Here is a 25689-nt window from a genome sequence, read left to right as displayed (position 1 = left end):
CCTCGTTATGCCGGGTTAGCGCGCATGCTCTTGAGCAGGTCTTCCAGGCTCGCCGCCTTGGGTTTGACCAGCCAGAACCTGCGGCTGATGGCATCGAAATTGTCCAGGATGTGCTGGCCCCATTCGCTGCCGGTTTCGTCCACGAACTCATGAATCACATGACGCAGGTGACTGCGGTGGGATTCGGTGGACTCCGAGCTGATCCGGTGCAGCTCGATCAGTTCCGGGTTCACGCGGTCGAAGAAGTCGTTGTCTTCGTCGAGCACGTAGGCGAAACCACCGGTCATGCCGGCCCCGAAGTTGTGGCCGGTGCGGCCCAGTACCGTGACGCAACCGCCGGTCATGTATTCGCAGCAGTGATCACCGGCGCCTTCCACCACCGCATTGGCGCCGGAGTTGCGCACACCGAAACGCTCACCCGCAGTGCCCGAGGCGAACAGCTTGCCGCCGGTGGCGCCGTACAGGCAGGTGTTGCCGACGATGGCGGTGTCCTGGGTCTTGAACGGGCTGCCCTTGGGCGGCCGGATCACCAGCTTGCCGCCGGCCATGCCTTTGCCCACATAGTCATTGGCGTCGCCTTCCAGGTACATGTGCAGCCCGCCGGCGTTGAACACGCCGAAGCTTTGCCCGGCGGTGCCGGTGAAGCGCACCCGGATCGGCGCGCTGTCCATGCCCAGGTTGCCATGGTGGCGGGCAATCTGCCCGGACACGGTGGCGCCCACGGAGCGGTCGCAGTTGGTGATGGTGTAGTGGAACGAGCCCCCGGAGCGGCTTTCCACGGCGGTCTGCATTTCCTCGACCATTTTGGCGTTGAGCAAGCCCTTATCGAACGGCTCGTTGCGCGCCACCTGGCAATGGGTCGGCTTGTCCGCCGGAATGTGATCGTTGCGCAGCATCGGCGTCAGATCCAAACGCTTCTGCTTGTCGGTGCTGCCTTCGATGCGCTCCAGCAGATCGGTGCGGCCGATCAATTCCGCCAGGCTGTTGACGCCCAACGCCGCCAGCAGCTCACGCACTTCACGGGCCACGAAGGTGAAGTAATTGATCAGCATTTCCGGGGCACCGATAAAGTGCTCCTGACGCAGATCCTCACGCTGGGTGGCGACGCCGGTGGCGCAGTTGTTCAGGTGGCAGATGCGCAGGTACTTACAACCCAGCACGATCATCGGCACGGTGCCAAAGCCGAACGACTCGGCGCCGAGAATGGCCGCCTTGATCACATCCAGGCCGGTCTTCAGGCCGCCGTCGGTCTGCAGGCGGATCTTGTCGCGCAGGTCGTTGGCGCGCAGCGCCTGATGCGCCTCGGACAGCCCCAATTCCCAGGGCGAGCCGGCGTAGCGGATCGAGGTCAGCGGGCTGGCGGCGGTGCCACCGTCGTAGCCGGAAATGGTGATCAGGTCGGCGTAGGCCTTGGCCACGCCGGAGGCCACCGTGCCAACGCCGGGCTCGGACACCAGCTTCACCGACACCAGCGCTTCCGGATTGACCTGCTTGAGGTCAAAGATCAGCTGCGCCAGATCCTCGATGGAATAGATGTCGTGGTGCGGCGGCGGTGAAATCAGAGTGACACCGGGCACCGAGTGACGCAGCCGCGCGATCAGCGCATTGACCTTGCCACCGGGCAACTGACCGCCCTCGCCGGGCTTGGCGCCCTGGGCGATCTTGATCTGCAGCACTTCCGCGTTGACCAGATAATGCGGGGTCACGCCGAAACGGCCGGAGGCGATCTGCTTGATCTTGGAGACCCGCTCGGTCCCGAAACGGGCCGGGTCTTCACCGCCCTCGCCGGAGTTGGAGCGGCCACCGAGCCGGTTCATGGCGGTGGCGATGGCCTCGTGGGCTTCCGGGCTGAGCGCGCCCAGGGACATGCCAGCGGAATCAAAACGCGGCAGGATATCCTCGATCGGCTCCACCTGATCCAGCTCGATGGCGCTGACGTCGTCGCGCAGCTTCAGCAGGTCGCGCAGGGTCGCCACCGGGCGGTCGTTGACCAGCGAGGCGAACTCTTTGTAGGCCTGGTAATCGCCATTCTGGGTGGCGCGGTGAATGGCGTGCACCACGTCCGGGTTGAAGGCGTGGTATTCCTTGCCGTGGATGTACTTCAGCACGCCGCCAGGATCGATCGGCTTGCGTTGTTTCCAGGCGTCGGCGGCAATCGCTTTCTGATCGTTTTCGAAGTCTTCGAAATTGGCGCCTTCGATGCGGCTTTGCACACCGTTGAAGCACTGGTCGACCACTTCACTGGCGATGCCGATGGCCTCGAAAAGCTGAGCGCCACGGTAAGAGGTGATGGTGGAAATCCCCATTTTCGAGAGGATTTTCATCAGCCCCTTGTTGACGCCCTTGCGGAAATTCTTCTGCAGCTCCACCGCGTCGCCGATCAGCTCGCCGCTCTTGACCATGTCGGAAATCACGTCATAGGCCAGGTAGGGGTAAACGGCGGTGGCGCCGAACCCGAACAGCACCGCGAAGTGATGGGAATCGCGCGCCGTGGCGGTCTCGACAATAATGTTGGCGTCGCTGCGCAGGCCACGGGCGGTGAGGTGGTGATGCACCGCGCCACAGGCCATCAGGGCGTGAATCGTCAGGGTGTCCTGGGCGATGCCGTGGTCGGAGAGCACCAGGATCACCTTGCCATCGCGTACCGCCTGCTCGGCGTTTTCGCACAGGGCGGTGACCGCCTGCTTGAGGCCCTGCTCGGCGCCGTAATGCAGGCTGAGCCGTTCGAACCCGTAGCCGGGGCGATCAATCTTGAGCAGATTGGTGAACTTGGAATGCGACAGCACCGGCGTGGACAGAATCGCCCGGTCGGCGTGGTCGGCGGTTTCCTCGAACACATTGCGCTCGGCGCCGACACAGGTTTCCAGGCTCATTACGATCGCTTCGCGCAGCGGATCGATGGGCGGGTTGGTGACCTGAGCGAACTGCTGGCGGAAGAAATCGTAAAGCGGCCGCTCACGCTGGCTGAGCACCGCCATCGGCGTGTCGTCGCCCATCGAGCCGGTGGCTTCCTGGCCGGATTCCGCCAGCGGACGCAGCACCTGGTCGCGCTCTTCGAAACTGATCTGGAAGAACTTCTGATAGCTGAGCAGATCCTGCGGATCGATGTCGTCGGTGCGCTCGACCTCATGGTCGTAGTTGGCTTCGATGCGCAAGGCGTTTTCTTTCAGCCACTGACGATAGGGGTGACGCACCTTGAGGCGATTGTCGATGTCGCTGGTTTGCAGCAACTCGCCCTTGTCGATGTCCACCGCCAGAATCTGACCGGGCCCGACCCGGCCCTTGGCGACCACGTCTTCCGGCTGATAGCTGTACACGCCGATTTCCGAGGACAGCGTAATAAAGCCATTCTTGGTGATCACCCAGCGGGCCGGCCGCAGGCCGTTGCGATCCAGCATGCAGACCGCATAGCGGCCGTCGGTCATGACCAGGCCGGCGGGGCCGTCCCACGGCTCCATGTGCATGGAGTTGTATTCGTAGAAGGCGCGCAGGTCGGCGTCCATGGTTTCCACGTTCTGCCAGGCCGGCGGCACCATCATGCGCACCGCGCGGAACAGATCCATGTCACCGGCGAGCAACACCTCCAGCATGTTGTCCATGCTCGATGAGTCGGAGCCCTTGCGGTTGACCAGCGGGCTGAGGTCTTCCAGGTTCGGCAGCAGCTCGTTGTCGAACTTGTTCTGCCGCGCCACCGACCAGTTGCGGTTGCCCTGAATGGTGTTGATCTCGCCGTTGGGGGCAAGAAAACGGAACGGCTGGGCCAGCGGCCACTGCGGCGAGGTGTTGGTGGAGAAGCGCTGGTGGAAGACCACGATGCTGGTTTCCATCGCCTCGTCGCCCAGATCCGGGAAGAACGCCGGCAGATCCACCGGCATCATCAGCCCTTTGTAGGACACCGTGGACGCGGACAACGAGCAGACATAGAAGTAGCCGTCCTCGTCGATGCGCTTCTCCGCGTGGCGGCGCGCGTAGAACAGGCGGCGGTTGAGCTGCGCTTCGGTTTCTCCCTCGACCCCGGCCACCAGCACCTGGTGGAAGCCCGGCAGCAGGCGCATCGCCAGCTCACCCAGGCAAGAGGGATCGGTGGGCACTTCGCGCCACCCCAGCACGGTCAGGCCCTGGGCGCTGATCTGCTCTTCGACGATCGCTTTCTGAGCGTCGGCGCGATCGGCCTCCGGATGGGTGAACATCATCCCCACGGCGTAGGTGCCGGGCAGGTCGATGCCCTGCGCTTCGGCGACCTTACGGAAGAAGGAATCCGGCTTTTTGAGCAACAGCCCGCAGCCATCACCGGTCTTACCATCGGCATTGATGCCGCCCCGGTGGGTCATGCAGGTGAGTGCTTCGATGGCGGTCTGCAGGAGCTCATGGCTGGTCTGACCTTCCATATGGGAGATCAGCCCGAAACCACAGTTGTCCCGGAATTCTCCGGGCTCATAGAGGCCCTGCACCAGCGTTGAATTCTGCTGCATCAAAACCTATCCTCTTGAAATTCAGAGACTTACAGAAGGCGGAACTGGCGCCAATAAAACGGCGACGGCAAAAAAGGGATATGCATTCTACACATTGAGGGGATAGGGAACAAACGGGAACCGAAAGCGTCGCCGCCTCCGGTTTCCGTGGGTTCCTCCGACATTCCGCCGCGGCCGCGTTTGGCGCCGCGCGGCAGTGAAATCAGGGCAACTCTTTGCGTATATCCGCCATTGGCCTTGGGAACGGGCCACTTTTGCGCAAGGCGTCGGGCAACGTCTCCCTGGCCGCCAGTGCCGCGTCCCGGCTGGCGTAAGGGCCCGCCACCACCAGGTAGACGGTCTTTTCGCCACGCCGTGTGCGATAGTAGGCGCCCTCGCCCCGCAGTTGGTCAAGCACGCCGCGCGCACCCTCTTCCCGGCCGGTGGCGATCAATTGCAGAAACCAGTCGGAGTCGGCCCGGCCCGCCAGCCAGCCCGCCTGACGATAATCGGAAGCGGCGGCGGCCGGCGTCGCCGGCTTACTGGCCGGCGCCGGAGCCGGCGTCTGCGTCTGAGCGGGTTGCGGCCGGGCGGCGGGTTGATCCGCCGACGCCGGAGCCGGCTTATCGGTGGCCGGAGCGGCCTCCTGCGCGGGCGGCTCACGGCGGCTCTCGGCTTTCTCGAAGGCCTTGGCCGAATCGGCGTATTCCGCCAGGGCGCGGCGGCTCTGCTCGGGAGAATTGATCAACGCCGGGCGCTGCGGCTTGGCTTCGGCTTGCGCGTCCGGGTCGGCTGGGGGCGCGGCCGGAGGCGCCGGTACTTTCAATCCCACCACCCGGCTCGATGCCGGCGCCTCGTCGTCATCGCCACCGCTGGCCAGCCACAGCACCAGCACCACCAGCACCAGCGCCCCCACCGCCAGGCCGTGGCGCAGCGGAATCGGCCGCCGACCGCCGGTGGTGGCCGCCGCCGGCGGTCGCGACTCGTGGTGCTCAAGCAGGCCCAGCAATGGCCCGGGCAGGCCGTCGCTGCGCTCGCGCAGCTCCGCCGCCTGTTCATCGTCCAGATCAATGGCGAACGCTTCCTCGACAAAGGCGATCACCTGCTCATCGTCCAAAGAGGGCAATACCAGGGTGTCCGCCACCGTCAGCCCGGCCGCGCGCACCTTTTCGCTGGTGCCCGGCACGCCGCCAAACACATAGGCGAGCCGCTGGCCGAGCTTCTGTTTCAACGAGGCCATGGTGGTCAATGCGGCGCTTTCCAGTTGCTCGGCGTTGTCCACCACGATCATCAAGCGGTTGTGCGCCAGCGTCTGCTTCAGGGTCTCCGCCAGATCGGTGCGCTCAATGCCGAAATGCCCGAGCATGGCGTCCACCACCGCATTGGCGTCCAGCGCCTCGGCGCCGTCCAGGCGAATCAGCTCGAAATCGCTGACCAGGGACATGGCCAACATGCCCAGCAGAGTGGAAACACCGCTGCCGGTGTCGCCCTCCAGCACCGTGGTGGCGCCTTCGTGGGCGTGGCCGTTCAGGGCGTCGAGAAGGTCGCCGCGTTCAGCGCCTTCGTAGAAAAAATCCTCATCTCTCACAAAAGGCCTCGAGCGTTCGCATCAATGCGTTGGGATCGTATTCGGCTGTGACCAGGGCATTGCCGATTTGTTTCAGCAACACCAGCCGCAGCCGTCCGTTTTGGACTTTTTTGTCCAGCGCCATCAGTTCTTCAAAATCTTCGACCGCCATGCCGCGCGGCGCCGTGACCGGCAGCTTCCAGGCCGCCAGCGCCGCCCTGACCCGCTCCACGTCGGCGGCCTCCAGCCAGCCCTGGCCGGCGGACAAATGCGCCGCCATCACCATGCCCGCGGCCACCGCCTCGCCGTGCAGCCAGTCCCGGTAGTGGGTAAAGGTTTCCATGGCGTGGCCGAAGGTGTGCCCCAGGTTGAGCAGCGCCCGGTTGCCTTGCTCGGTTTCGTCGGCGGCGACCACCTCGGCCTTATTGCGACAACTGCGCAGAATTGCCTCCGACAGCGCCGCCGGCTGGCGTGCCTCCAGGGCCGGTTGTTGCTGTTGCAACCAGTCCAGAAAGGCCGGATCGCGGATCAGACCGTATTTGATCACCTCGGCCATGCCGGCGGCGAACTCACGCTCGGGCAGGGTGGCGAGCACGGCGGTATCGATGATCACCGCGCGCGGCTGGTGAAAAGCACCGATCATGTTCTTGCCGCGCGGGTGATTGACGGCGGTCTTGCCGCCCACCGAGGAATCCACCTGCGCCAGAAGAGTGGTCGGCACCTGGATAAAATCCACGCCGCGCTGATAACAGGCGGCGGCGAATCCGACCATGTCGCCCACCACGCCGCCACCCAGCGCCACCAGCGTGGTGGTGCGCGAGTGGCGCCGGGTCATCAGGGCATCAAAAATACGCTCCAGCGTGGCCAGGGTCTTGTGGGCCTCGCCATCGGGCAGCACCAGGGTGTCGCATTGCAGGTCCGCCAGCCCGGCGGTCACGCGCTCAAGATAGAGCGGGGCGATGGTTTCGTTGCTGACCACCATCACCTGATTGCCACGAACGTGCTCGCGGATCAGTGCCTGGTCGAGCAGCCCCGGCGCGATGTGGATCGGGTAGCTGCGCTCCGCCAGCGCCACGTCCAGCCGCAGCACCTCGGGTTGATTCATAGACGACTCCGCCGTTTTTCAGACCGGTACCCGGCGCACCGTGAGAGGGGCGCGCGACGCCCGCGCCAGATCCGAAGATGGGAGCATTATCAGCCGCCGTGGGCGTCCAGACAACCAAGCACCTGATCACAGACCTTCTTGAGGTTGCCGGCGGCGGTGGAGACCACCACGTGGGCCACTTCCCGGTACAGCGCATCGCGCTCGGCGAACAGCGCTTCCAGACGCGCCTGGGGGTCGTCGGTCTGTAACAGGGGGCGGTTACGATCATTGCGGGTGCGCGCCAATTGCACGTCCACCGGCGTCCACAGGTAGATCACGCAACCGCGCTCATGCAGATAGCGTCGATTCTCCTCGCTGGTGACCGCGCCGCCGCCGGTGGCCAGCACGATGCCCGGCAAGGCGGTCAGTTCGTCAATCACCTCGCGCTCGCGGCGGCGAAACCCCTGCTCGCCTTCCATATCGAAGATCCAGGGGATATCCGCGCCGGTCTTTTCTTCGATCACCCGGTCGGAATCGTAGAATGGACGGCCCAGCAGATGAGCAAGATGTCGGCCCAGGGTGCTTTTGCCCGCCCCCATGGGCCCAACCAGAAAGAGTGACGGAGAGTCCTTTTCGATCACCGATTAGCCATTGTGTCTTTCACCAGGCGAGGCGTGATAAAGATCAGCAGCTCTTGCTTGTTATCACGGTTCACCTTTTTGCGGAACAGGGCCCCCAGCCAGGGAATGTCACCCAGGAATGGGGTCTTGGTGACCGAGTTTAGCTGTTGTTGCTGAAAAATGCCGCCCAAAACCACGGTCTCGCCATCATTCACCAGCACCGACGTCTCCACCCGGTTGGTGTTGACCGTGGGGGCGGCGTTCTCGCCGCTGCCCACCATGGTGCCGAGGGAGTCGTTGTTGACCTTGAGCTGCATGATCACATCGCCCTCCGGGGTGACCTGCGGCGTCACCTCCAGGCGCAGTTCGGCTTCGATGAATTCCACCGCCGTCGCCCCGGATGACGTGGCCACGTTAAACGGCACCTGCTGACCGGAGGCGATTACCGCCGGCTGCTGGTCGGCGGTCAGCACTTTCGGCGTGGCCACCAGTTCGCCGTGGCCTTCCGCTTCCAGAGCCGACAGCTCCAGTTCGATCAGCCCGGAATCCAGCGAGGTGAACCCGATCGCGAAGCGGGTGGCCTCGGCCGCCGACACGCCCATGTCCACGATCAGATCGTTGTTTTCTTCCTCGTCGAATTCTTCCATCTCGCCGAGACTGCCGTCATCGTCCCGGTCGATGTTGGCGTAATGCAGCTCGCGCAACGAGGTCAGCCGGCCGCCCACCGCGAACGATTGGCCATCGTTGGCCAGGCTGCTGCCGTTGTAGCCCAGCCCGCCCCAGCGCACGCCGAATTCATCGGACACGTCGGTGCTGGCGACCACCACCCGCGCTTCGATCAGCACCTGCTGCACCGGCACGTCGAGCCGCTGAATCAGGTCCTTGATTTCCTGCAGCTTGGCGGCGGTATCCTGAACGATCAGCGTATTGGTGCGCTGGTCCACCGACACCGAGCCACGCTCACTGAGCAGCGAACGGTCTTCGCCGCCTTTCTTGGTGATCAGGGCCTGCAGGTTTTCGGCGCGGGCGTAATTGATGCTCAGATACTCGGTGCGCAGCGGCGCCAGCGACGCCATTTGCCGCTGGCTTTTCAGTTCCTGCTCCTCACGGGCGGCGATTTCTTCCGCCGGCGCCACCAACAGCACGTTGCCCACCTGGCGCTTGTCCAGGCCCTTGGTTTTCAGAATCAGCTCCAGAGCCTGGTCCCACGGCACGCTCTGCAGCCGCAGGGTGATCTTGCCGGTGACCGTGTCCGAGGCCACCAGATTGAGATTGGTGAAATCGGCGATCAACTGCAGCACCGAGCGTACTTCGATGTCCTGGAAGTTCAGCGACAGCTTTTCACCGGTGTACTTGAACGCGTCGCGGCGCTGGCTCTGTTCCTCGGCGCGGGTCATAGGCTTGATGTTAATGCTGAACTCGTTGTCGGCCTGATAAGCGAGGTAATCCCAGTTACCGTCCGGCTCGATGGTGACCACGGTGCTGCCGTCGCTGACCTTGGTGTCGATAAACCGTACCGGGGTGGCGAAATCGGTGACGTCCAGGCGGCGCACCAGCCGATCGGCGATGCCGGCGCCAACGAAGCGCGCCACGATGCGACCGCCCTCCTCACGCACGTCCACCGGGATCGAAGGTTTGGAGAGCTGAAACACCACGCGGCCTTCGCCGTCGCCGCCACGACGGAAATCCAGATCACGGATCGAGGCATCTTCCGGGCGCAGCGGCGCGCCGGCCTGGCTGGCGGCGTCGATGGCCGGCGGCCGGCTGTCGCGGCCCAGGGTGATCACCAACTCCTGGCCTTCCACCTCGGTATCGTAGCCGGTCAGTTGTTCCAGATTGAAAATCAGCCGGGTGCGCTTTTTGGCCTCCACCACGGTCACGCTGCGGGCATTGCCGGAGCCCAGATTATGCTGTTTGATCTTCAGCCGGCTGTCGGTGTCGAGCAGATCCAGGGCGATACGCGCCGGCTTCTCGATGCTGTAACCCTTGACCTGCGGCGCCGGCCCCTCGAAGGCGACGCGCACCTGCATGCCATCGCCGGGCAGGGTATTGGCGTTCAGGTCGGTAATGGTGGCCGCCGTGCCGGTGGCCGCCAGGGCCAACCCCGCCACCGCCACCAAGGCGGCAATCCAGCGCCGGGAGGCTGTCCTTGTTTTATCTGATGTAAAGGTAATCATAACTGGCATCCCCAGCAGCATTTATTCAGCAAGCGTGACGTTTCGGGAACGTTCCACCCAGCCATCCTGTCCATCCGGAACAATCTCGATCAGAGAAACCTGATCGTCGGACACGCTCACCACACGCCCGAAATTTTTCCCCATATGGCTGCCCGTGCGCACCCGGGTCACCGCTCCAGTGGGGTCCGCCACCAGGGCCTCCAACGGATGGCCGGGCTTGGTGATGGTGCCCACCATGTTCAGCGCATCCAGGCTGAACCGCTCCAGGTACTCCTGGGGCCGGCTGCGATCCGGTTCCACATGGCGGCCATCCGGCACCGCCAGCAGCTTTTCATCCATCGGCGGCGTAAACGGCGCGCGCAGCTTGTGCGCCGAATAGGTGTAGGTGGCGATCGGCTTGAACTCCGGCGGTGGCTCGATGCGCCCGCGTGGCCGTGCCTTGATCTCTTGCAGGCGGGCGTCCAGCGAGCCCAGATCCGCCCCCGAACCGCAACCGATCAACAACGACGAAGCAGCCAGCAGCATCAGCCAGCGCGCCATCGGGCGTCTCATAGAGCCTGCCATGGAATGTCGTCCACTCATGTTTTATCCCCTCAGGACCGGCCGCCTTTTTTCTTGCTCTTGGCGTTCTTGCCCTTCTTTCCTTTGCCGGCCGGCCCGGTGTCCTCGTCGCCACCCGCATAGCGGTAGGTCTTGGCGGTAATCACCAGGTTGAGCAACCCGCCGGCGGCCTCCCCCTTACCCTGCTTGACCGGCGCGATACTGAAATCGTGCAGCGTAACGATGCGCGGCAACGCCGCCACCCCGGACACGAACGCACCAAAGGCGTGGTAATCCCCGGTGACGCGAATGTCGATCGGCAGCTCGGCGTAGAATTCCTTCTCGATCTCGTCCTTCAACGCGATGGTTTCGAATTCCAGCCCGCTGCTCAAGCCGGTGTGGGTGATGTCCTCAAGAAGACCGGGCACTTCGGTGTCCTTCGGCAACTGGCTTTTCAGGGTTTCGAAGTTCTCTTCCATCTCCGCCAGCTGCTGCCGGTACTGTTCCAGGTTGTGGGCCTTAAAGGCCTTGTTTTCGAAGCTGGAAAGCTGCGTCTGCTCCTCGCGCTGCAGACGATCGTGGCGTGCGTTCAGATCTTTGATACTGAGAAAGTAACCCAGCGCCAATACACCCGCGAACACCAGAATGGCGGCGCCGATTTTCACCGGCGTTGGCCAGCCTCCCACGTTTTCGAAGTCGAGGCTGTTGAGTTCATCGATCAGGTCGCGCACGTCCAGATTTTTCAGATCGGAGGCTTTCATGGCTTGCCCTCCTCCTTGCCGTCTTCGCCGCGTGGCGAACCCTGCTTGACGGTGAGCGTGAACGTATTGGCCTGGGCACCGCTCTCCAGCGCCTTGACGTTCAACAGGTTGGGTTCCACGAACCACGGAGAGGCTTCCAGGTTACGCATCAAACGGGACACCCGGTTGTTGGATTCCGCCACGCCGTTGATGGTGTACAGATCGCCTTTGCGGTCCACCGAGCTGAAATAGACGCCGTCAGGCAGCGTGCGCACGAACTGATCGAACACATAGACGATGGTCGGCCGGTTGCCCTGCAGGTCCTGGATCACCTGCATGCGCGCCACCAGTTGATCACGGCGCTCCTGCAGCGCCTTGATCTCTTCGATCTGCTTGTCCAGTTTGGCGATCTCGCCCTGGATATGGTTATTGCGTGTTTGCTGGGCGGCAATGTGGTCTTCAACCACGCCTTTCCAGAGCCAGAAAATCAGGCCGGCCAGCAAGGCGGCGAAGATCAGCATGGCGACGAATTCCTGCTGCCGCTGCTTGCGGCGCGCCTCCCGCCAGGGCAGCAGGTTAATGGTGGTGGTCATGGCTCGAAGCTCCTCAACGCCAGGCCGCAGGCGATCATCATCGCCGCGGCGTCGTTGGCGAGCGCCTGGGCGTTGACCTTGCCGGCCAGCGCCATATCGGCGAACGGATTGGCCAGCGAGCAGCCGGACCCCACCTTCTCCTGAATCAGTTCAGGCAGCCCGTGAATGGACGCGGAACCGCCGGCCAGCAGGATGTAATCCACCTCATTGAATTGGGTGGAACCGTAGAAGAACTGCAGGGATCGGTTGATCTGCTGAACGATGGCGTCCTTGAACGGCTGCAGCACTTCGGATTCATAGTCCTCGGGCAGTTCGCCGGTCTTCTTGGCCAGCCCGGCTTCCTCCATGGAGATCCCATAGCGACGCTGGATCTCCTCGGTCAGCTGCTTACCGCCGAACAATTGCTCGCGGGTATAAACACTGCGGCCCTGGTGGAACACGTTGAGCGTGGTCATGGTGGCGCCAATGTCGAACACCGCCACGGTGTCCAGTTCATCGCCGTTGGGCAGCGCCGGCAGCACCAGCTGGAAGGCGCGCTCCATGGCGTAGGCTTCCACATCCACCACCTTGGGCTGCAGGCCGCCGATCTCCAGCGCGTCGGCGCGCATTTCCACGTTTTCAGTGCGCGACGCCACCACCAGAACTTCCACCCGCTCCGGGTTGTCTTCTACCGGACCGAGTATTTGAAAGTCCATGCGAACTTCATCGAGCGGGAAAGGGATATACTGATCGGCCTCCACCTTAAGCTGGGTCTCCAGGTCGTCCTCGTTGAGCGAGGCGTCCATTTCGATCAGCTTGGTGATGGTGGCCGAGCCGGGCACGGCCACGGCGGCGGTCTTGGCGCCCGGGCGGGCACGGGCGACCAGTCGGGCGACGACGTCCCCGACCCCTTCAACGTCATTGATGTTTTTTTCCACCACGGAGTTGGCCGTCAGCGGCTCGACCCCGTAACTTTCTACTTTAAACCGGTTACCCGACCTGGAAAGTTCGAGTAACTTGACGGCGGTGGAACTGATATCGATCCCCAGCAGTGTCTGGGCCTTTTTTCTGAGAAAAGGCAGCACAGTCGTCGTCCCGCTTGTATGTTTATAGTGGTTTTTTTGCTTCAAAATTATCAAGTTACGTGATTTTTATGCTGAATCACTTGAGAAGTTAGTATTAACAGAAAGGTTATTAGATCACAACAACCTTTCCGCCGTATAATGACGTGCTTCACGGGTCTGCTAGCCCTTTCTTCTGATCTCTACCTCAGTTGCAACAATATGCAATCATCCGTCCTCTGGATACGCTCTCTGTTCCTCCTGATCCTGGCCGGTTGCGCCGGCGGTTTGTTGATACTGGCCGGCTGCTATTTATACTTGGCACCACAACTGCCAGCCGCCACCCAGATCCGCGAGGTGCAATATCAGATTCCCCTGCGCGTCTACAGCCACGACGGCAAACTGATCGCCGAGTACGGCGAAAAGCGCCGCGAGCCACTGACCTACGATCAGATCCCGCCGCTGTTCGTGCAGGCGGTGCTGGCCGCCGAGGACGAGCACTTCTTCGAGCACCCGGGCGTCGACCCCAAGGGCCTGCTGCGCGCCGCCGTGGAGCTGGTGCGCTACCAGGACATCCGCTCCGGCGGCTCGACCATCACCATGCAGGTGGCGCGCAACTTCTTCCTCACCCGGGATCAGCGCTTCCTGCGCAAATTCAACGAGATCGTGCTGGCGATCCAGATTGAGCGCATTCTGACCAAAGAGCAGATCCTCGAGCTGTATCTGAACAAGATCTATCTGGGCCATCGCGCCTACGGCGCCGAGGCCGCCGCCCGCGTTTACTACGGCAAGTCGCTGAGCGAGCTGAGCCTGCCCCAGTGGGCGATGATCGCCGGCCTGCCCAAGGCGCCCTCGGCCTACAATCCGATCACCAATCCGCAACGTGCCCTGCAACGGCGCAACTGGATTCTGCATCGCATGATGGAGACCGGCTCCATCGATGAGGCGCGGATGGAACAGGCCATCGCCAGCACGCCCTCGGCGCGCTACCACGCCTCGCAACCGGAAGTGGAAGGTGCCTATATCGGCGAAATGGCCCGCCTGGCCGCCACCAAACTGGTGGACAAGGATGTCTATACCGACGGCGTGAGCATCTACACCACCCTGGACAGCGAACGCCAGAATGCCGCCGTTACCGCCCTGCGCGACGGCCTGCATGCCTACGACGAGCGGCATGGCTACCGGGGCCCACTGGCCCACGTGGACATTGACGACCTGCCCGAACTGGGCTGGCCGCAAAGCACCGACACCGAACAGGCTCCCGACAACGAAAAGCCCGAGCCGGAACTCGCCCAGCAGCAACAACCGGACGGCGACGACACCGTCGAACCGGCGCTGAGCACCTGGGTGGACACCTTCAAGGATCAGCCCGACTACGGCCCATTGCGCACCGCCATTGTCACCGGCGTGCGCGAACGGGAAGTCGCCACCGTGCTGGCCGACGGCCACCGCGCGGTGCTCGACTGGAGCGCCCTGAGCTGGGCCAGCCCGGCCCTGCGCAAAGGTTACGTGGGCGATGCCCCGCGCCGCGCCGGCGACGTCCTTAAACCCGGCGACGTCATTTATCTGCGCCCCAGCGGCTCCGGCGAGAACACCCGCTGGCGCCTGGCGCAACTGCCGAAAGCGCAGTCCGCGCTGGTGTCCGTGGACCCGCAGACCGGCGCCATTCAGGCGCTGCAGGGCGGCTACAGCTTCTTTGCCTCGAAGTTCAACCGCGCCATTCAGGGCCAGCGTCAGGCCGGCTCGGTGTTCAAGCCCTTCATCTATACCTCGGCCCTGGAAAACGGCTTCACCCCGGCAACCATCATTAACGATGCCCCGGTGGTGTTCGACAACGAGAATCTTAAAGGCGGTGCCTGGCGGCCGACCGGCGCCAGCAGCCGCTTTTATGGCCCCACGCGCCTGCGCGAGGCACTGTATCGCTCGCTGAACCTGGTCTCCATCCGCATCCTCCGGCAGGTGGGCATCGGCCAGACCATGCAAACCCTGGATCGCTTTGGCCTGCCCACCGAGCGTTTTCAGCGGGACCTGTCCCTGGCCCTGGGCAGCGCCTCGGTGACCCCTCTGGAAGTGGCGGGTGCCTACGCGGTGCTGGCCAATGGCGGCTACCGGGTGCAGCCCTGGTTCATCGAGCGCATCGAAGGCAAGCATGGGGAAGTGCTGTGGAAGGCGCCTGAGGTGATTCAATGCGAGGCCCCCTGCGCGGTGATCGCCGACCAGGATGACACCACCAACACTCAACCCGAGACCGACGACGACGGCCGCCCGGTGCAACCGCCGCCGGTCATGGCGCCCCGAGTGATTGAGCCAGACGTGGCCTGGCTGATGTATTCGATCATGCGGGATGTGATCAAACGCGGCACCGGCCGTGAGGCCAGTAAGTTGGCCCGCGACGATCTGGCCGGCAAAACCGGCACCACCAACGACCAGGTGGACGCCTGGTTCTCTGGCTTCTCGCCGGCCCTGGTGGCCACCGTCTGGGTCGGCTTCGACAGCCCCGCCAGCCTCGGCTACGGCGAATACGGCGGCCGCGCGGCACTGCCGATCTGGATCGGTTATATGGGCGAAGCGCTGAAAGGCGTGCAGGATCAGCCACGGCCGCAACCCGAGGGCATCGTCTCGGTGCGCATCGACCCGAAAAGCGGCCTGCAAGCCCGGCCCGACAACCCGAATGCGATTTTCGAATACTTCCGCGAAGGCCACGAACCCGACTTGGAACCGCCCAACAGCGGCGGCAAATCGCCGGAACAGATTTTTTAAAAGCAGTTGAAAGTTGCAAGTTAAAAGTTGAAAGCGCGGCGACGGCCAATACCACAGCGTCGCCCTCGCCGCGCATACAGCTCTTGGCCAGCCATCCCCTTAAAGACTGCTCCCGGTCTCAGCGGTTCGAACGCAAAAACGCGAAGAGGGCCCCACCCACGGCACGGCCCTCCTCGCGTTTTAACTTTTAACTTTTAACTGCCGCGGCGCTAAAGCTCCGGAAAAATCTCATCCAGCGACTTAAGCGGGTAGTGGCTCGGGTAACCCTTGCGGGCCACGCCGGAGTTGACCGCGGCTTCCGCCACCGCGGCGGACACCCGACCCAGCAGGCGCGGATCATTGGGCTTGGGAATGATGTATTCGCGGCCAAAGGTCAGCGCGCCGCCGCCGTAGGCGTCCAGCACTTCCTTGGGCGGGGCCTCGCGCACCAGTTCGGCGATCGCGTGCACCGCGGCGATCTTCATTTCTTCGTTGATCGAAGTGGAACGCACATCCAGCGCGCCGCGGAACATGTACGGGAAGCACAGCACGTTATTGACCTGGTTCGGGTAGTCCGAGCGGCCAGTCGCGATGATGGCGTCGGAGCGCACTTCCTTGGCGGCCTCGGGGCGAATCTCCGGGTCCGGGTTGGCGAGCGCGAAAATGATCGGCTTATCCGCCATCTTCTTGACCATCTCCTGGGTCAGCATGTCCGGGCCGGACACACCGATGAACACGTCGGCGCCGTCAATGGCGTCGTCCAGGGTGCGCTTGTCGGTGTCGTTGGCGAGCGCCGCCTTGTACTGGTTGAGATCATCGCGGCGGCTGTGGATCACGCCCTTGCGGTCCAGCACCAGGATGTTCTCCTTGCGCGCGCCCATCTCGATCAGCAGACGCACCGAGGCCACCCCGGCGGCACCGGCGCCCAGGCACACCACGCGGATGTCCTGGATGCTTTTGTTCTGGATTTCCAGCGCGTTGATCAGCCCGGCGCACACCACGATGGCGGTGCCGTGCTGGTCATCGTGAAACACCGGCACGTCGCACTGCTCTTTAAGCACCCGTTCGATCTCGAAGCATTCCGGCGCGCAGATGTCTTCCAGGTTGATGCCCCCGAAGGTGCGATGAATGCGCATCACGGTATCGATAAAGGCCTGCGGGTCTTCCGCGTCCACTTCGATATCGAACACATCGATGCCGGCGAACAGCTTGAACAGAATGCCCTTGCCTTCCATCACCGGCTTGGAGGCCAGCGCCCCCAGATTACCCAGACCGAGAATCGCCGAGCCATCGCTGATCACCGCCACCAGGTTGCCCTTGGAGGTGAACCGATAGGCCAGTTCCGGCTCCCGCGCGATCTCACGCACGGGTTCCGCTACGCCGGGGCTGTAGGCCAGGCTGAGGTCGCGGCTGGTCTTGGCCGGCTTGGTCACCTCGACGCTGATCTTCCCCGGGCGCGGTTTGGCGTGATATTCCAGGGCCGCCTTTTTTAAATCCTCGGACATGGTGCTCTCCGCTCCCGATCAGGGCTGTTACTCATAGTGCTGGAAAAACGCGGCGCTTAACGTAAAAAGCACCCGTGCGGGTGCTTTTTACAGGCAAAACGCAACGTGGTATCAGGCGAATCAGTTCTTGCCCGCGCGCATCATGCCAAAGCGCTGTTTGAACTTGTCGATCTGACCACCGGTATCGGCCTGCTTCTGCTTGCCGGTATAGAAAGGATGGCAGGCGGAGCACACGTCCACACTGAAATCCTCGCTCCGCGTGGAGCCGGTCTTGATCACGTTCCCGCAGCTACAGGTGATGGTGACTTCCTGGTATTCGGGATGAATGTCTGTTTTCATAGCAAAGCTCCTTCAGGTGTCGCTACCCGATCCGGGGCGTCCGCCACCGCCGTTGTTGAAAACGGCCTGACAGGCGCCTGTCGGGCACCACACTGGCTTGCGCCGGGCAAAAGTGAAGGCGAATCATAACAGCTTGACACCAATGCGCAAGCCGTTTCCGGCCTTGCCGGGCCCGTTTCGCGCCGCCCGCGGCGTAACCGGAATCCGCCTGGAAAGCCAGGTGGAAAGCCATGTAGAACGCCAGGTGGAAAGCCACCTGGAAAGCGGCCCATCCGGGCCTTTCGGCCGGCCTGTCGAACGAGCCTACAGCGGAACAATTCGTGCCTTTAGACTCTGTCATCCAAGTTGCCCTGCCGGTTCCTTTGCCCGGCTGCTTTGACTACCGCTTGCCCGCCGGCACCGCCCTCCCCCCCCAAGGCGCGCGCGTGCGCGTGCCGTTCGGCCGGCGCACCCTGATAGGCGTGGTGCACGGCCAACAGCCCAGCGATCTGAAAAAACTGAAGGCGGTGGAGCAGGTGCTCGACGACGATTCGGTCATCGACCCGCCTTTGTATGCCCTGTGCGAGCGCGCCGCCCGCTATTACCACCATCCCCTCGGCGAAGTCCTCGGCTTTGTGTTGCCCGCGCTGCTGCGCCAGGGGCAGCCGGCGCGCGCCGGCGGCGAGGTGCGCTGGCGGCTCACCGACCGTGGCCGCCATGTCGATCCGCAACGGCTGCAGCGCGCCCCCCGCCAGCAACAGGCCCTGACCCTGCTTCTTGAACATCCCAAGGGCCTGACCCCGGCGATGCTGGAAGCGCTGTCGGTGTCACGGCCGGCGCTGCAGGCGTTGCGCGATAAAGAGTGGGTCGAGCGGGTCGATCTGGACATCGCCGCACCGCCGCCGGTCAAGGAGGTGCTCGCCGAGCCGGCGCTGCGCGCCAATCAGGAACAGCGAGCCGCCATCCAGGCGATCAACGACCGCCAGGGGTTTCACCCGTTTTTGCTCGACGGCGTCACCGGCAGCGGCAAGACCGAAGTCTATCTGCAGGCCATGGCGCCGGTACTCGCCGCCGGCAAACAGGTGCTGATGCTGGTGCCGGAGATCGGCCTGACACCGCAAACGCTGCGCCGTTTTCGCCAGCGCTTCGCGGTGCCGGTGACGGTGCTGCACTCCGGGCTCACCGATCGGGAACGTCTGGAAGCCTGGCTGGCCGCCCGAGAAGGCCGCGCGCGCATCATCATCGGCACCCGCTCGGCGGTGTTCACGCCCTTGCAGACACCGGGCCTGATCATCGTCGATGAAGCCCACGACAGCTCCCTGAAACAACAGGACGGCTTTCGCTATCACGCCCGCGATCTGGCCACCTGGCGCGCCCAGCAACTGGATGTGCCGGTGGTGCACGGCAGCGCCACCCCGGCCCTGGAAACCCTGCAACTGGCCCGCGCCGGCCGCTACGGCTGGCTACGGCTGACGCGCCGCGCCGGCGACGCGGCGGCGCCCGCCATCGAACTGCTGGACGCCCGCGCCGCGACGCCGGATACGCCCCTGTTGCCCGCCTCGCTGGCCGCCATCGCCGACACCATCAAAAAAGGCGAGCAGGCGCTGGTGTTCCTCAACCGGCGCGGCTTCGCGCCGGTGATCCTGTGCCGTGACTGCGGCTGGCAATCGGAATGCCCGCGCTGCGACAGCGTGCTCACCTGGCACCGCAGCGAGCAGCAACTGCGCTGCCACCATTGCGGTCACCAGCAACGTCTGCCCAACCGCTGCCCCGGCTGCGGCTCCAGCAACCTCATCGACGCCGGCGCCGGCACCGAAAAGCTGGAAGCGCTTCTGAGCGAAACCAGCCAGGCGCCGGTGGTGCGCATCGACCGCGACACCACCCGCCGCAAAGGCAGCTTGGACGCCAAACTGGCGCAAATCCAAAAGGGTGAACCGGCGGTGCTGGTGGGCACGCAGATGCTTGCCAAAGGGCACCATTTCCCGCGCTTGAGCCTGGCGGTGATCATCAACATGGACGCCGGCTTTCTGAGCGCCGATTTCCGTGGCCCCGAACAAGCCGCCCAGTTGCTGCTCCAGGTGGCCGGCCGCAGTGGTCGCCAGGACCGCCCCGGCCGCGTGCTGATGCAAAGCCGCCACACCGACCACAACCTGGTGCAACTGGCCGCCGCCGGGGATTACCACGCCCTCGCCGACGCCCTGCTCGATGAACGGCGCGGCGCCGGTCTGCCACCGTTCGGCTACCTGGCGTTGCTGCGCTGCGAAGCGATGGTCATGAATCAGGCACTGGGCTTTCTGGAAGAATGCGTGCAGGCGCTGCCCACCGTGGAGGGCGTGCACGTGCTCGGCCCGGTGCCGGCCCCCATGGAAAAACGCTCCGGACGTTACCGGGCCCAACTGCTGCTGCAGAGCAACAACCGCCCGCTGCTGCATGGCCTGCTCGACACGCTCATGGAAATCGCCCGCGCGCTGCCCTCCGGCCGCCGCTGCCGTTGGCACCTGGACGTGGACCCCATCGACCTGCTTTGAAGCCGCAAGCGGCGGGCATGTCTATCCAGGCACTTCAGGCTGACACCCACCAGGCAACGAAACCGCTGTGGGAGCGATCCTTGATCGCGAACCGGCGCAGCCGGACGGCGTTGCAACTTCCGCCAGACTGATTTGTCGACCTCAACCCGGCCCTCAAGGAGACGGTAGGCCAGCCCGATCCGCGCTCCCCCCCTGTTTTATGTCATGTTTATTGACTAAAATAGCCCGCCACCCACCACAGGAGACTCCATGACCCAGGTTGACGCCCTGTTCGAGCGTTATGGCCCACGCTATCGCTGGTGGGTCACGCTGACGGTGATGCTGGGTCTGGTGGCGCTGGGCATGTCGATCACCATCGTCAACGTGGCGATTCCCTATATCAAAGGGGCTTTCGGCATGAGCGACGCCCAGGTGCAGTGGCTGTCCACCGGCTTTCTCGCTTCCACCACCGTGTCTCTGCTGGTGGCCCCGTGGCTGGTGTCCGCAATCGGCCAACGCGCCACGTTCATGGGCCTGCTGATGGTGTTTATCGCCTTTTCCATACTCGGCGGTATCGGCAACGGCATGGCCGCGCTGGTCACCGCGCGGGTGGTTCAGGGGGCCATGACCGGCCTGATCCGGCCAGTCGCCATGGAGGCGCTGTACGCCGCCTATCCGCCAGAGGGGCGAGGCATGGCCACCGCCATGTACGGCATGTGCCTGGGCCTGCCATTAACGCTGGCCACGGTGGTCGGCGGCTGGCTGGTGGAGAGCTTCACCTGGCGCTATGTGTTTTTCATCACCCTGCCGATCTGCGTGGCGGCGGTGATCATGGGCTTTTTCTTTCTGCCCGGGCGCGAACGCAGCGGCCCGCGAGCGCCGTTCGACTGGGCCGGCGTGGTGCTGCTGTTCACCGCGATTTTTTCGGTCCTGGCGGCGTTGTCCAACGGCCAGCGCTGGGGCTGGGACGATCTGCGCGTGCCCGGCCTGATCGGCCTGGGCGGAGTGTGCGCGCTGGCGTTCGTGATCTGGCAGAAGCGCAGCGCGCACCCGTTGCTGGATTTGAACATCTTCGGCAACCGCATCTTTCTGTTCGGCACCCTGGCCATGTTTCTGTTCGGCGGCACCTTCTACGGCATCATGTACCTGTTGCCGCAGTTCGTGCAGTCGGTGCTGCACTACAGCCCGGTCAGCGCCGGGCAGATCTTCCTGCCCTCCACCCTGGTGCTGGGCATTCTGGTGCCGCTGGTGGGCTGGCTCAGTGACCGCTACCCGCCGCACTGGATCACCATTCCTGGCCTGATCTGCACGGTGTGGGCCACCTGGCACATGGCGCAAATGGATTGGAACACCTCGTTCACCTACCTGGCGGTGTCGATGGCGGTGTTGTCCATGGGCATGGCGGCGTTCCCGCCGCCGACGTTGTCGCGGGCGATCTCCGCGTTGCCGCCCCGCCTCACCGGGTACGGCTCCGGCGCGATCAACTTCGCCTTGCAACTGGGTGGCGCCCTGGGCACCTCGGCGCTGGTGATCGTGCTCGACCGCCGCACCGCCCTGCACGGCCAGCACCTGAACCAGGGCGTGCACGCCGGCAACGCCATGGCGCAGCAACAGATGAGCCAGCTCGCCGAACTGGCCGCGCGACTCGGCATCGCCAGCAATCAGCAAAACGCCATCGCCGGGCATTTGATGGGCCAGGTGGAAACCGTGTGGGCGTCGATTCTCGCCTACCAGGATGGCTTCTGGCTGTTGGTGGGCAGCCTGTTGCTGGTGGCGATTCCGTCCTGGTTGCTAAGCCGCAAGCCCCGCCCCGCCGAAGGCTAACGCTCTTTTTATGATTACCGTTTCGAGGACCCGACGATGACGTCACACAGCGAATCCGATCAGCCACAGGCCGCCAAGGCATACCGCCGGGCTCGCCCCTCGCGCCGCTTGAAATTGCTGGCGCTGCTGGTGCTGGCCCTGCTGTGTCTGATCTGGATCGGCCTGGCGTTGCACCACCGGCTGACCCATGTGAGCGCCCAGGACGCACGGGTGATGGCCAATCAGATCACCGTCAGCAGCCGCCTGCCCGGTTGGGTCGATGCGTTTTCGTTGATCGAGGGCGACCACGTGGAGCGTGGCCAGACCGTGGCGCAGCTGAACCGCCGCCCGGACCAGCTGCAACTGGACACCCTGACCGCCGGTGTCGCCGCCATGCAAGCCCAGCTCGATTACGAGCAGCAACGCCTGGCGCTTTCGGAGAAGCAACTGAGCGGCGGCATCGACATCACCGATGACGTGCTCGCCACCAGCCAGGCCGCGGAACGGGCAGCCAAGGCCCGCATGGTGCAAGCCGAGCGCACCTTCAACCGCTCCAAGGCTCTGCTGGAGAGCGGCAACATCTCCAAGCAGCAGCGCGATCAGGACTATTACACCTACCAGGCCGCTCGCGCCGAATACCAGCGCGCCCGGCAACAGGTGGCGGTGGACCGCTCCGCCACCAAAAACGCGCAACTGGGCTTTCTCAACGGCGTGCAGATGCCGCTGCCCAGCCCCGGCATTCTGCGCGTGCAATTGCGCGTCGCCGAACAGAATCTGGCCCGCGCCCAGGCGCGTCTGGCGGAACAGAAGCAACGGCTCGATGATCTCACCGTGCGCAGCCCCAGCAACGGCGTGATCAATAAAACCCTGATCGAACAGGGCGAGTACGTGTCCGCCGGCCAGCCCATCGCGATGATGCACGACCCGGACAAACTCTGGGTGCAGGCCAACATCAAGGAAACCGACATTGGTGAATTGAAAGTCGGCCAGGCGGTGGCGATCCAGATCGACGCCTTCCCCGACCTCACCTTCACCGGCCGCGTGCAGGTGATCGGCCGCGCCGCCACCAGCCAATTCGCCCTGCTCCCCGACCCCAACCCCTCCGGCAATTTCACCAAGATCACCCAACGCATCCCGGTGCGCATCGCCCTGGAAAAAGGCCCCCGTGACCGGATCGGCCCGGGCATGATGGTGGAGGTGGATATTGACGTCAGCGGAAGCTGACGGTCGGACGTCTGACGTCTGATGTCTGATGTCGGACGCTAAACCCCGACGCGGCTATGCATGGTGTGTTTACTGACAGGAAACACGTCACACCGATCCGGTTACGGGTTTAGCGTCAGACGTCAGACGTCCGACGTCCGACGTCCAGCGTCCGGCGTGTAAGCGTCTTCATATTCCCGTACAATCGCCGGTCCACCCCCGGGCCCGGAAGACCATGAAAGACCGCCTTATATCCCTGATTGACCAGGCGCTGGATACCCTGCGCGACAACGGCACCCTGACCCTGCCTGAAGACGTCCGGCGTCCGGTGCAGATTGACCGCACCAAGGACAGCAGCCACGGTGATTTCGCCACCAACATCGCTCTGATGCTGGCCAAACCGGCGGGTATGAAACCCCGCGATCTGGCCCAGGCTCTGGTGGCGGCGCTGCCCGAGGACCCGGTGGTGGCACGGGCGGAGATCGCCGGCCCCGGCTTTATCAATTTCTTCCAGTCCGCCGAGTGGCTCAATCGCCAACTCGACGCCGCCCTCGCCGATCCGCACCTGGCGGTGCCGCGCCCGGGCACCGCACAGACCGTGGTGATCGATTATTCCTCGCCGAATCTGGCCAAGGAAATGCACGTCGGCCATTTGCGTTCCACCATCATCGGCGACGCCGTGGTGCGCACGCTGGAGTTCCTCGGCCACAAGGTGGTGCCGCAGAATCACGTGGGCGATTGGGGCACGCAGTTCGGCATGCTGCTGGCCTACCTGGAAGAACAGAAGGACCGTGAAAGCGACGGCGAGCTGAGCCGGGAACTGGCCAATCTGGAGCACTTCTACCGCGCCGCCAAGAAACGCTTCGACGACTCCGACGAGTTCGCTGATCGCGCCCGCGCCCTGGTGGTCAAGCTGCAATCCGGCGACGAGTACTGCCTGAAGCTGTGGCGCGAGTTCAATCAGGTGTCGCTGAGCCATTGCTTCGCGGTCTATCGGCGCCTGGGCGTGAAGCTGGGCCCGGACGATGTGCACGGCGAAAGCGCCTACAACGACGATCTGGCCCGTGTGGTCGCCGATCTGGACGCCGCCGGCCTGCTCACCGAAAGCCAGGGCGCCCAGTGCGTGTTCCTCGACGAGTTCAAGAACAAGGAAGGCCAACCGCTGCCGGTGATCGTGCGCAAGGCCGATGGCGGCTACCTGTACGCCACCACCGATCTGGCGGCGGTGCGCTACCGTGCCGGCGCGCTCGGCGGCGACCGCCTGCTGTACTTCGTCGATCAGCGTCAGGCGCTGCATTTCCAGCAGATTTTCAGTGTCGCCCGCAAGGCCGGCTTTGTCGGTGCGCAGGTGTCCATGGAGCACATGGGCTTCGGCACCATGAACGGCCCCGATGGCCGGCCGTTCAAAACCCGCGACGGCGGCACCGTCAAGCTGGTCGATCTGCTCGACGAAGCGGAGCAGCGCGCCTACGACCTGGTCAGCGGCAAGAACCCCGGCCTGGATGACGACGCCCTGCGCGGCATCGCCCGGGCGGTGGGCATCGGCGCGGTCAAATACGCCGACCTCAGCAAAAACCGCGGCAGCGACTACATTTTCAACTTCGACCAGATGCTCAGTTTCGAAGGCAACACCGCGCCTTATCTGCTGTACGCCTATACCCGGGTGGCCAGTGTGTTCCGCAAGGCCGGCCTGGACATGAACGAGACGCGCGGCGATTTCCGCCTGGATCATGAGGCCGAACAGGCCCTGGCGGCGCGTCTGGTGCAGTTCGGCGAAGTGACCCTTCAGGTGGCGGAAAAAGGCACGCCCCACCTGCTGTGCGCCTATCTGTATGACCTGGCCGGGCTGTTCTCGGCCTTTTATGAACACTGTCCGATTCTCGCGGTCGATGATGAAGCGATAAAAGCGAGCCGGCTGAAACTCGCGGCGCTGACCGCGAAGACCCTCCACCGGGGCCTGACCCTGCTCGGCCTGACTCCCCTGGAGCGCATGTAATGGCAAAGAACACCCCCCGTCGCGGCGCCAGCCGTGGCCCGACCCGCAAGAAAACCAGCCAGCGGCAGGTGCCCGGCTGGGTGTGGATGTTCACCGGCCTGGCCGCCGGCCTGTTCGTGGCTTTTCTGGTGCACCTGGGCAAGGTGCAAATGGACCAGGGCGGCGAGCGCGCGCGGCCGGTGGCGAAACAACCTGCGCAAAAAGCCAGTACCGACAAGCCGCACCAACAAGCCGCCGATGACAGCAAGGACGACCAGCCCAAGTTCGACTTCTACGCGGTGCTGCCCAAGATGGAAGTGATCGTGCCCAAGGGCGAGGGCGAAGACAGCAACAGCGCCGGCAAGGCGCCGCCCACCGCCACCGACAACAAAGGCGCGGGCGCCAACACGCCGGTGGCCGGCCGCCACGACGAGCGTTTCCTGCTGCAGGCGGGCAGCTTCCGCAACCGCGCCGACGCCGACCGGCGCCGCGCCGAACTGACCCTGAAAGGGTATGACGTCAGTATCCAGCCGGTGAAACTGGAAAGCGGCGACACCTGGCACCGTGTCATGATCGGCCCCTACGACAACGTCAATGCCCTGCACCGCGCCCAGGACAAACTGGTCACCGCCGGCGTCGAAACGTTGCCGATTCAGGTTAAGAAGTAAACGCCGGACGCTAGACGCTGGACGCTAAAACCCGCGGCTGATGGCGTTGGTGTGTTTACTGGCGCGCCTCACCCTCCAGGAAACACACCACTCACTTCCGTGACGGGTTTAGCGTCTAGCGTCTAGCGTCTTGCGTCCAGCGTCTTGCGTCCAGCGTCT

The 25689-nt window shown here is 63.9% G+C and carries 17 protein-coding genes; 6 read left to right on the top strand and 11 right to left on the bottom strand.

Annotation, left to right across the window (positions count from 1 at the left end; translation table 11 throughout):
• Window positions 1-5 precede the first annotated feature (5 nt).
• The 9 genes from gltB to CGS25_RS10255 all read right to left on the bottom strand — a co-directional run bounded on the left by gltB (window position 6) and on the right by CGS25_RS10255 (window position 12836).
• A complete protein-coding gene (gene gltB / locus CGS25_RS10295) occupies window positions 6-4472 on the bottom strand; it encodes a glutamate synthase large subunit (RefSeq protein WP_101675395.1) in 4467 nt (1488 codons plus the stop codon).
• A gap of 202 nt (window positions 4473-4674) precedes the next feature.
• Window positions 4675-6039 (bottom strand): SPOR domain-containing protein, encoded by a 1365-nt coding sequence (locus CGS25_RS10290; protein ID WP_089033337.1) that lies wholly within the window; start codon window positions 6037-6039, stop codon window positions 4675-4677.
• Window positions 6029-7123 (bottom strand): 3-dehydroquinate synthase, encoded by a 1095-nt coding sequence (gene aroB / locus CGS25_RS10285; protein WP_408608727.1) that lies wholly within the window; start codon window positions 7121-7123, stop codon window positions 6029-6031. The genes CGS25_RS10290 and aroB overlap by 11 nt, the downstream gene beginning before the upstream one ends.
• 89 nt (window positions 7124-7212) lie before the next feature.
• On the bottom strand, window positions 7213-7743 hold the full coding sequence (gene aroK / locus CGS25_RS10280) for a shikimate kinase AroK (RefSeq protein WP_089033338.1): 531 nt from the start codon (window positions 7741-7743) through the stop codon (window positions 7213-7215).
• Window positions 7740-9899 carry a type IV pilus secretin PilQ gene (gene pilQ, locus CGS25_RS10275; RefSeq protein WP_089034589.1) on the bottom strand — a complete coding sequence of 720 codons (2160 nt, stop codon included), beginning with the start codon at window positions 9897-9899 and terminating at the stop codon, window positions 7740-7742. The genes aroK and pilQ overlap by 4 nt, the downstream gene beginning before the upstream one ends.
• A gap of 21 nt (window positions 9900-9920) precedes the next feature.
• Complete coding sequence (locus tag CGS25_RS10270) at window positions 9921-10451, bottom strand: pilus assembly protein PilP (protein ID WP_232802349.1); 531 nt, start codon at window positions 10449-10451, stop codon at window positions 9921-9923.
• A 41-nt stretch (window positions 10452-10492) separates the two neighbouring features.
• A complete protein-coding gene (locus tag CGS25_RS10265) occupies window positions 10493-11200 on the bottom strand; it encodes a type IV pilus inner membrane component PilO (RefSeq protein ID WP_089033340.1) in 708 nt (235 codons plus the stop codon).
• Window positions 11197-11772 (bottom strand): PilN domain-containing protein, encoded by a 576-nt coding sequence (locus CGS25_RS10260; RefSeq protein ID WP_089033341.1) that lies wholly within the window; start codon window positions 11770-11772, stop codon window positions 11197-11199. The genes CGS25_RS10265 and CGS25_RS10260 overlap by 4 nt, the downstream gene beginning before the upstream one ends.
• Window positions 11769-12836, bottom strand: coding sequence for a pilus assembly protein PilM (locus tag CGS25_RS10255; protein ID WP_089033342.1), 1068 nt, complete (start codon window positions 12834-12836; stop codon window positions 11769-11771). Before CGS25_RS10255 ends, CGS25_RS10260 begins: the two co-directional genes overlap by 4 nt.
• A 198-nt stretch (window positions 12837-13034) precedes the next feature.
• On the opposite strand from CGS25_RS10255, the gene CGS25_RS10250 reads away from it, so the two are divergent.
• Entirely contained in the window at window positions 13035-15572 is a 2538-nt protein-coding gene (locus CGS25_RS10250) for a penicillin-binding protein 1A (RefSeq protein ID WP_101675394.1), read from the top strand.
• Window positions 15573-15781: 209 nt separating this feature from the next.
• On the opposite strand, the gene CGS25_RS10245 is transcribed toward CGS25_RS10250, so the two are convergent.
• Window positions 15782-17056 (bottom strand): malic enzyme-like NAD(P)-binding protein, encoded by a 1275-nt coding sequence (locus CGS25_RS10245; RefSeq protein WP_101675393.1) that lies wholly within the window; start codon window positions 17054-17056, stop codon window positions 15782-15784.
• 120 nt (window positions 17057-17176) lie between these two features.
• Window positions 17177-17395, bottom strand: a complete 219-nt coding sequence (gene rpmE, locus CGS25_RS10240) for a 50S ribosomal protein L31 (RefSeq protein WP_089033345.1) — start codon at window positions 17393-17395, stop codon at window positions 17177-17179.
• A gap of 320 nt (window positions 17396-17715) precedes the next feature.
• Between rpmE and CGS25_RS10235 the strand changes: the two genes are divergently transcribed.
• From CGS25_RS10235 to CGS25_RS10215, 5 genes are all read left to right on the top strand, one after another.
• Window positions 17716-19902 carry a primosomal protein N' gene (locus CGS25_RS10235; protein WP_101675392.1) on the top strand — a complete coding sequence of 729 codons (2187 nt, stop codon included), beginning with the start codon at window positions 17716-17718 and terminating at the stop codon, window positions 19900-19902.
• Between the two features lie 249 nt (window positions 19903-20151).
• A complete protein-coding gene (locus tag CGS25_RS10230) occupies window positions 20152-21705 on the top strand; it encodes a DHA2 family efflux MFS transporter permease subunit (RefSeq protein WP_101675391.1) in 1554 nt (517 codons plus the stop codon).
• Between the two features lie 36 nt (window positions 21706-21741).
• The gene (locus CGS25_RS10225; protein WP_101675390.1) at window positions 21742-22908 is read left to right on the top strand and encodes an HlyD family secretion protein; all 1167 of its coding nucleotides are present in this window, start codon (window positions 21742-21744) and stop codon (window positions 22906-22908) included.
• A 214-nt stretch (window positions 22909-23122) separates the two neighbouring features.
• Window positions 23123-24883 (top strand): arginine--tRNA ligase, encoded by a 1761-nt coding sequence (argS, locus tag CGS25_RS10220; RefSeq protein ID WP_101675389.1) that lies wholly within the window; start codon window positions 23123-23125, stop codon window positions 24881-24883.
• Window positions 24883-25530, top strand: coding sequence for an SPOR domain-containing protein (locus CGS25_RS10215; protein WP_101675388.1), 648 nt, complete (start codon window positions 24883-24885; stop codon window positions 25528-25530). The genes argS and CGS25_RS10215 overlap by 1 nt, the downstream gene beginning before the upstream one ends.
• Window positions 25531-25689 lie beyond the last annotated feature (159 nt).

It is taken from the genome of Alloalcanivorax mobilis, from assembly GCF_002864685.1.
GTDB lineage: Bacteria > Pseudomonadota > Gammaproteobacteria > Pseudomonadales > Alcanivoracaceae > Alloalcanivorax > Alloalcanivorax mobilis.
Note: the sequence above shows the minus strand (reverse complement) of the source record. Positions and strands in the feature narration are given on the sequence as shown.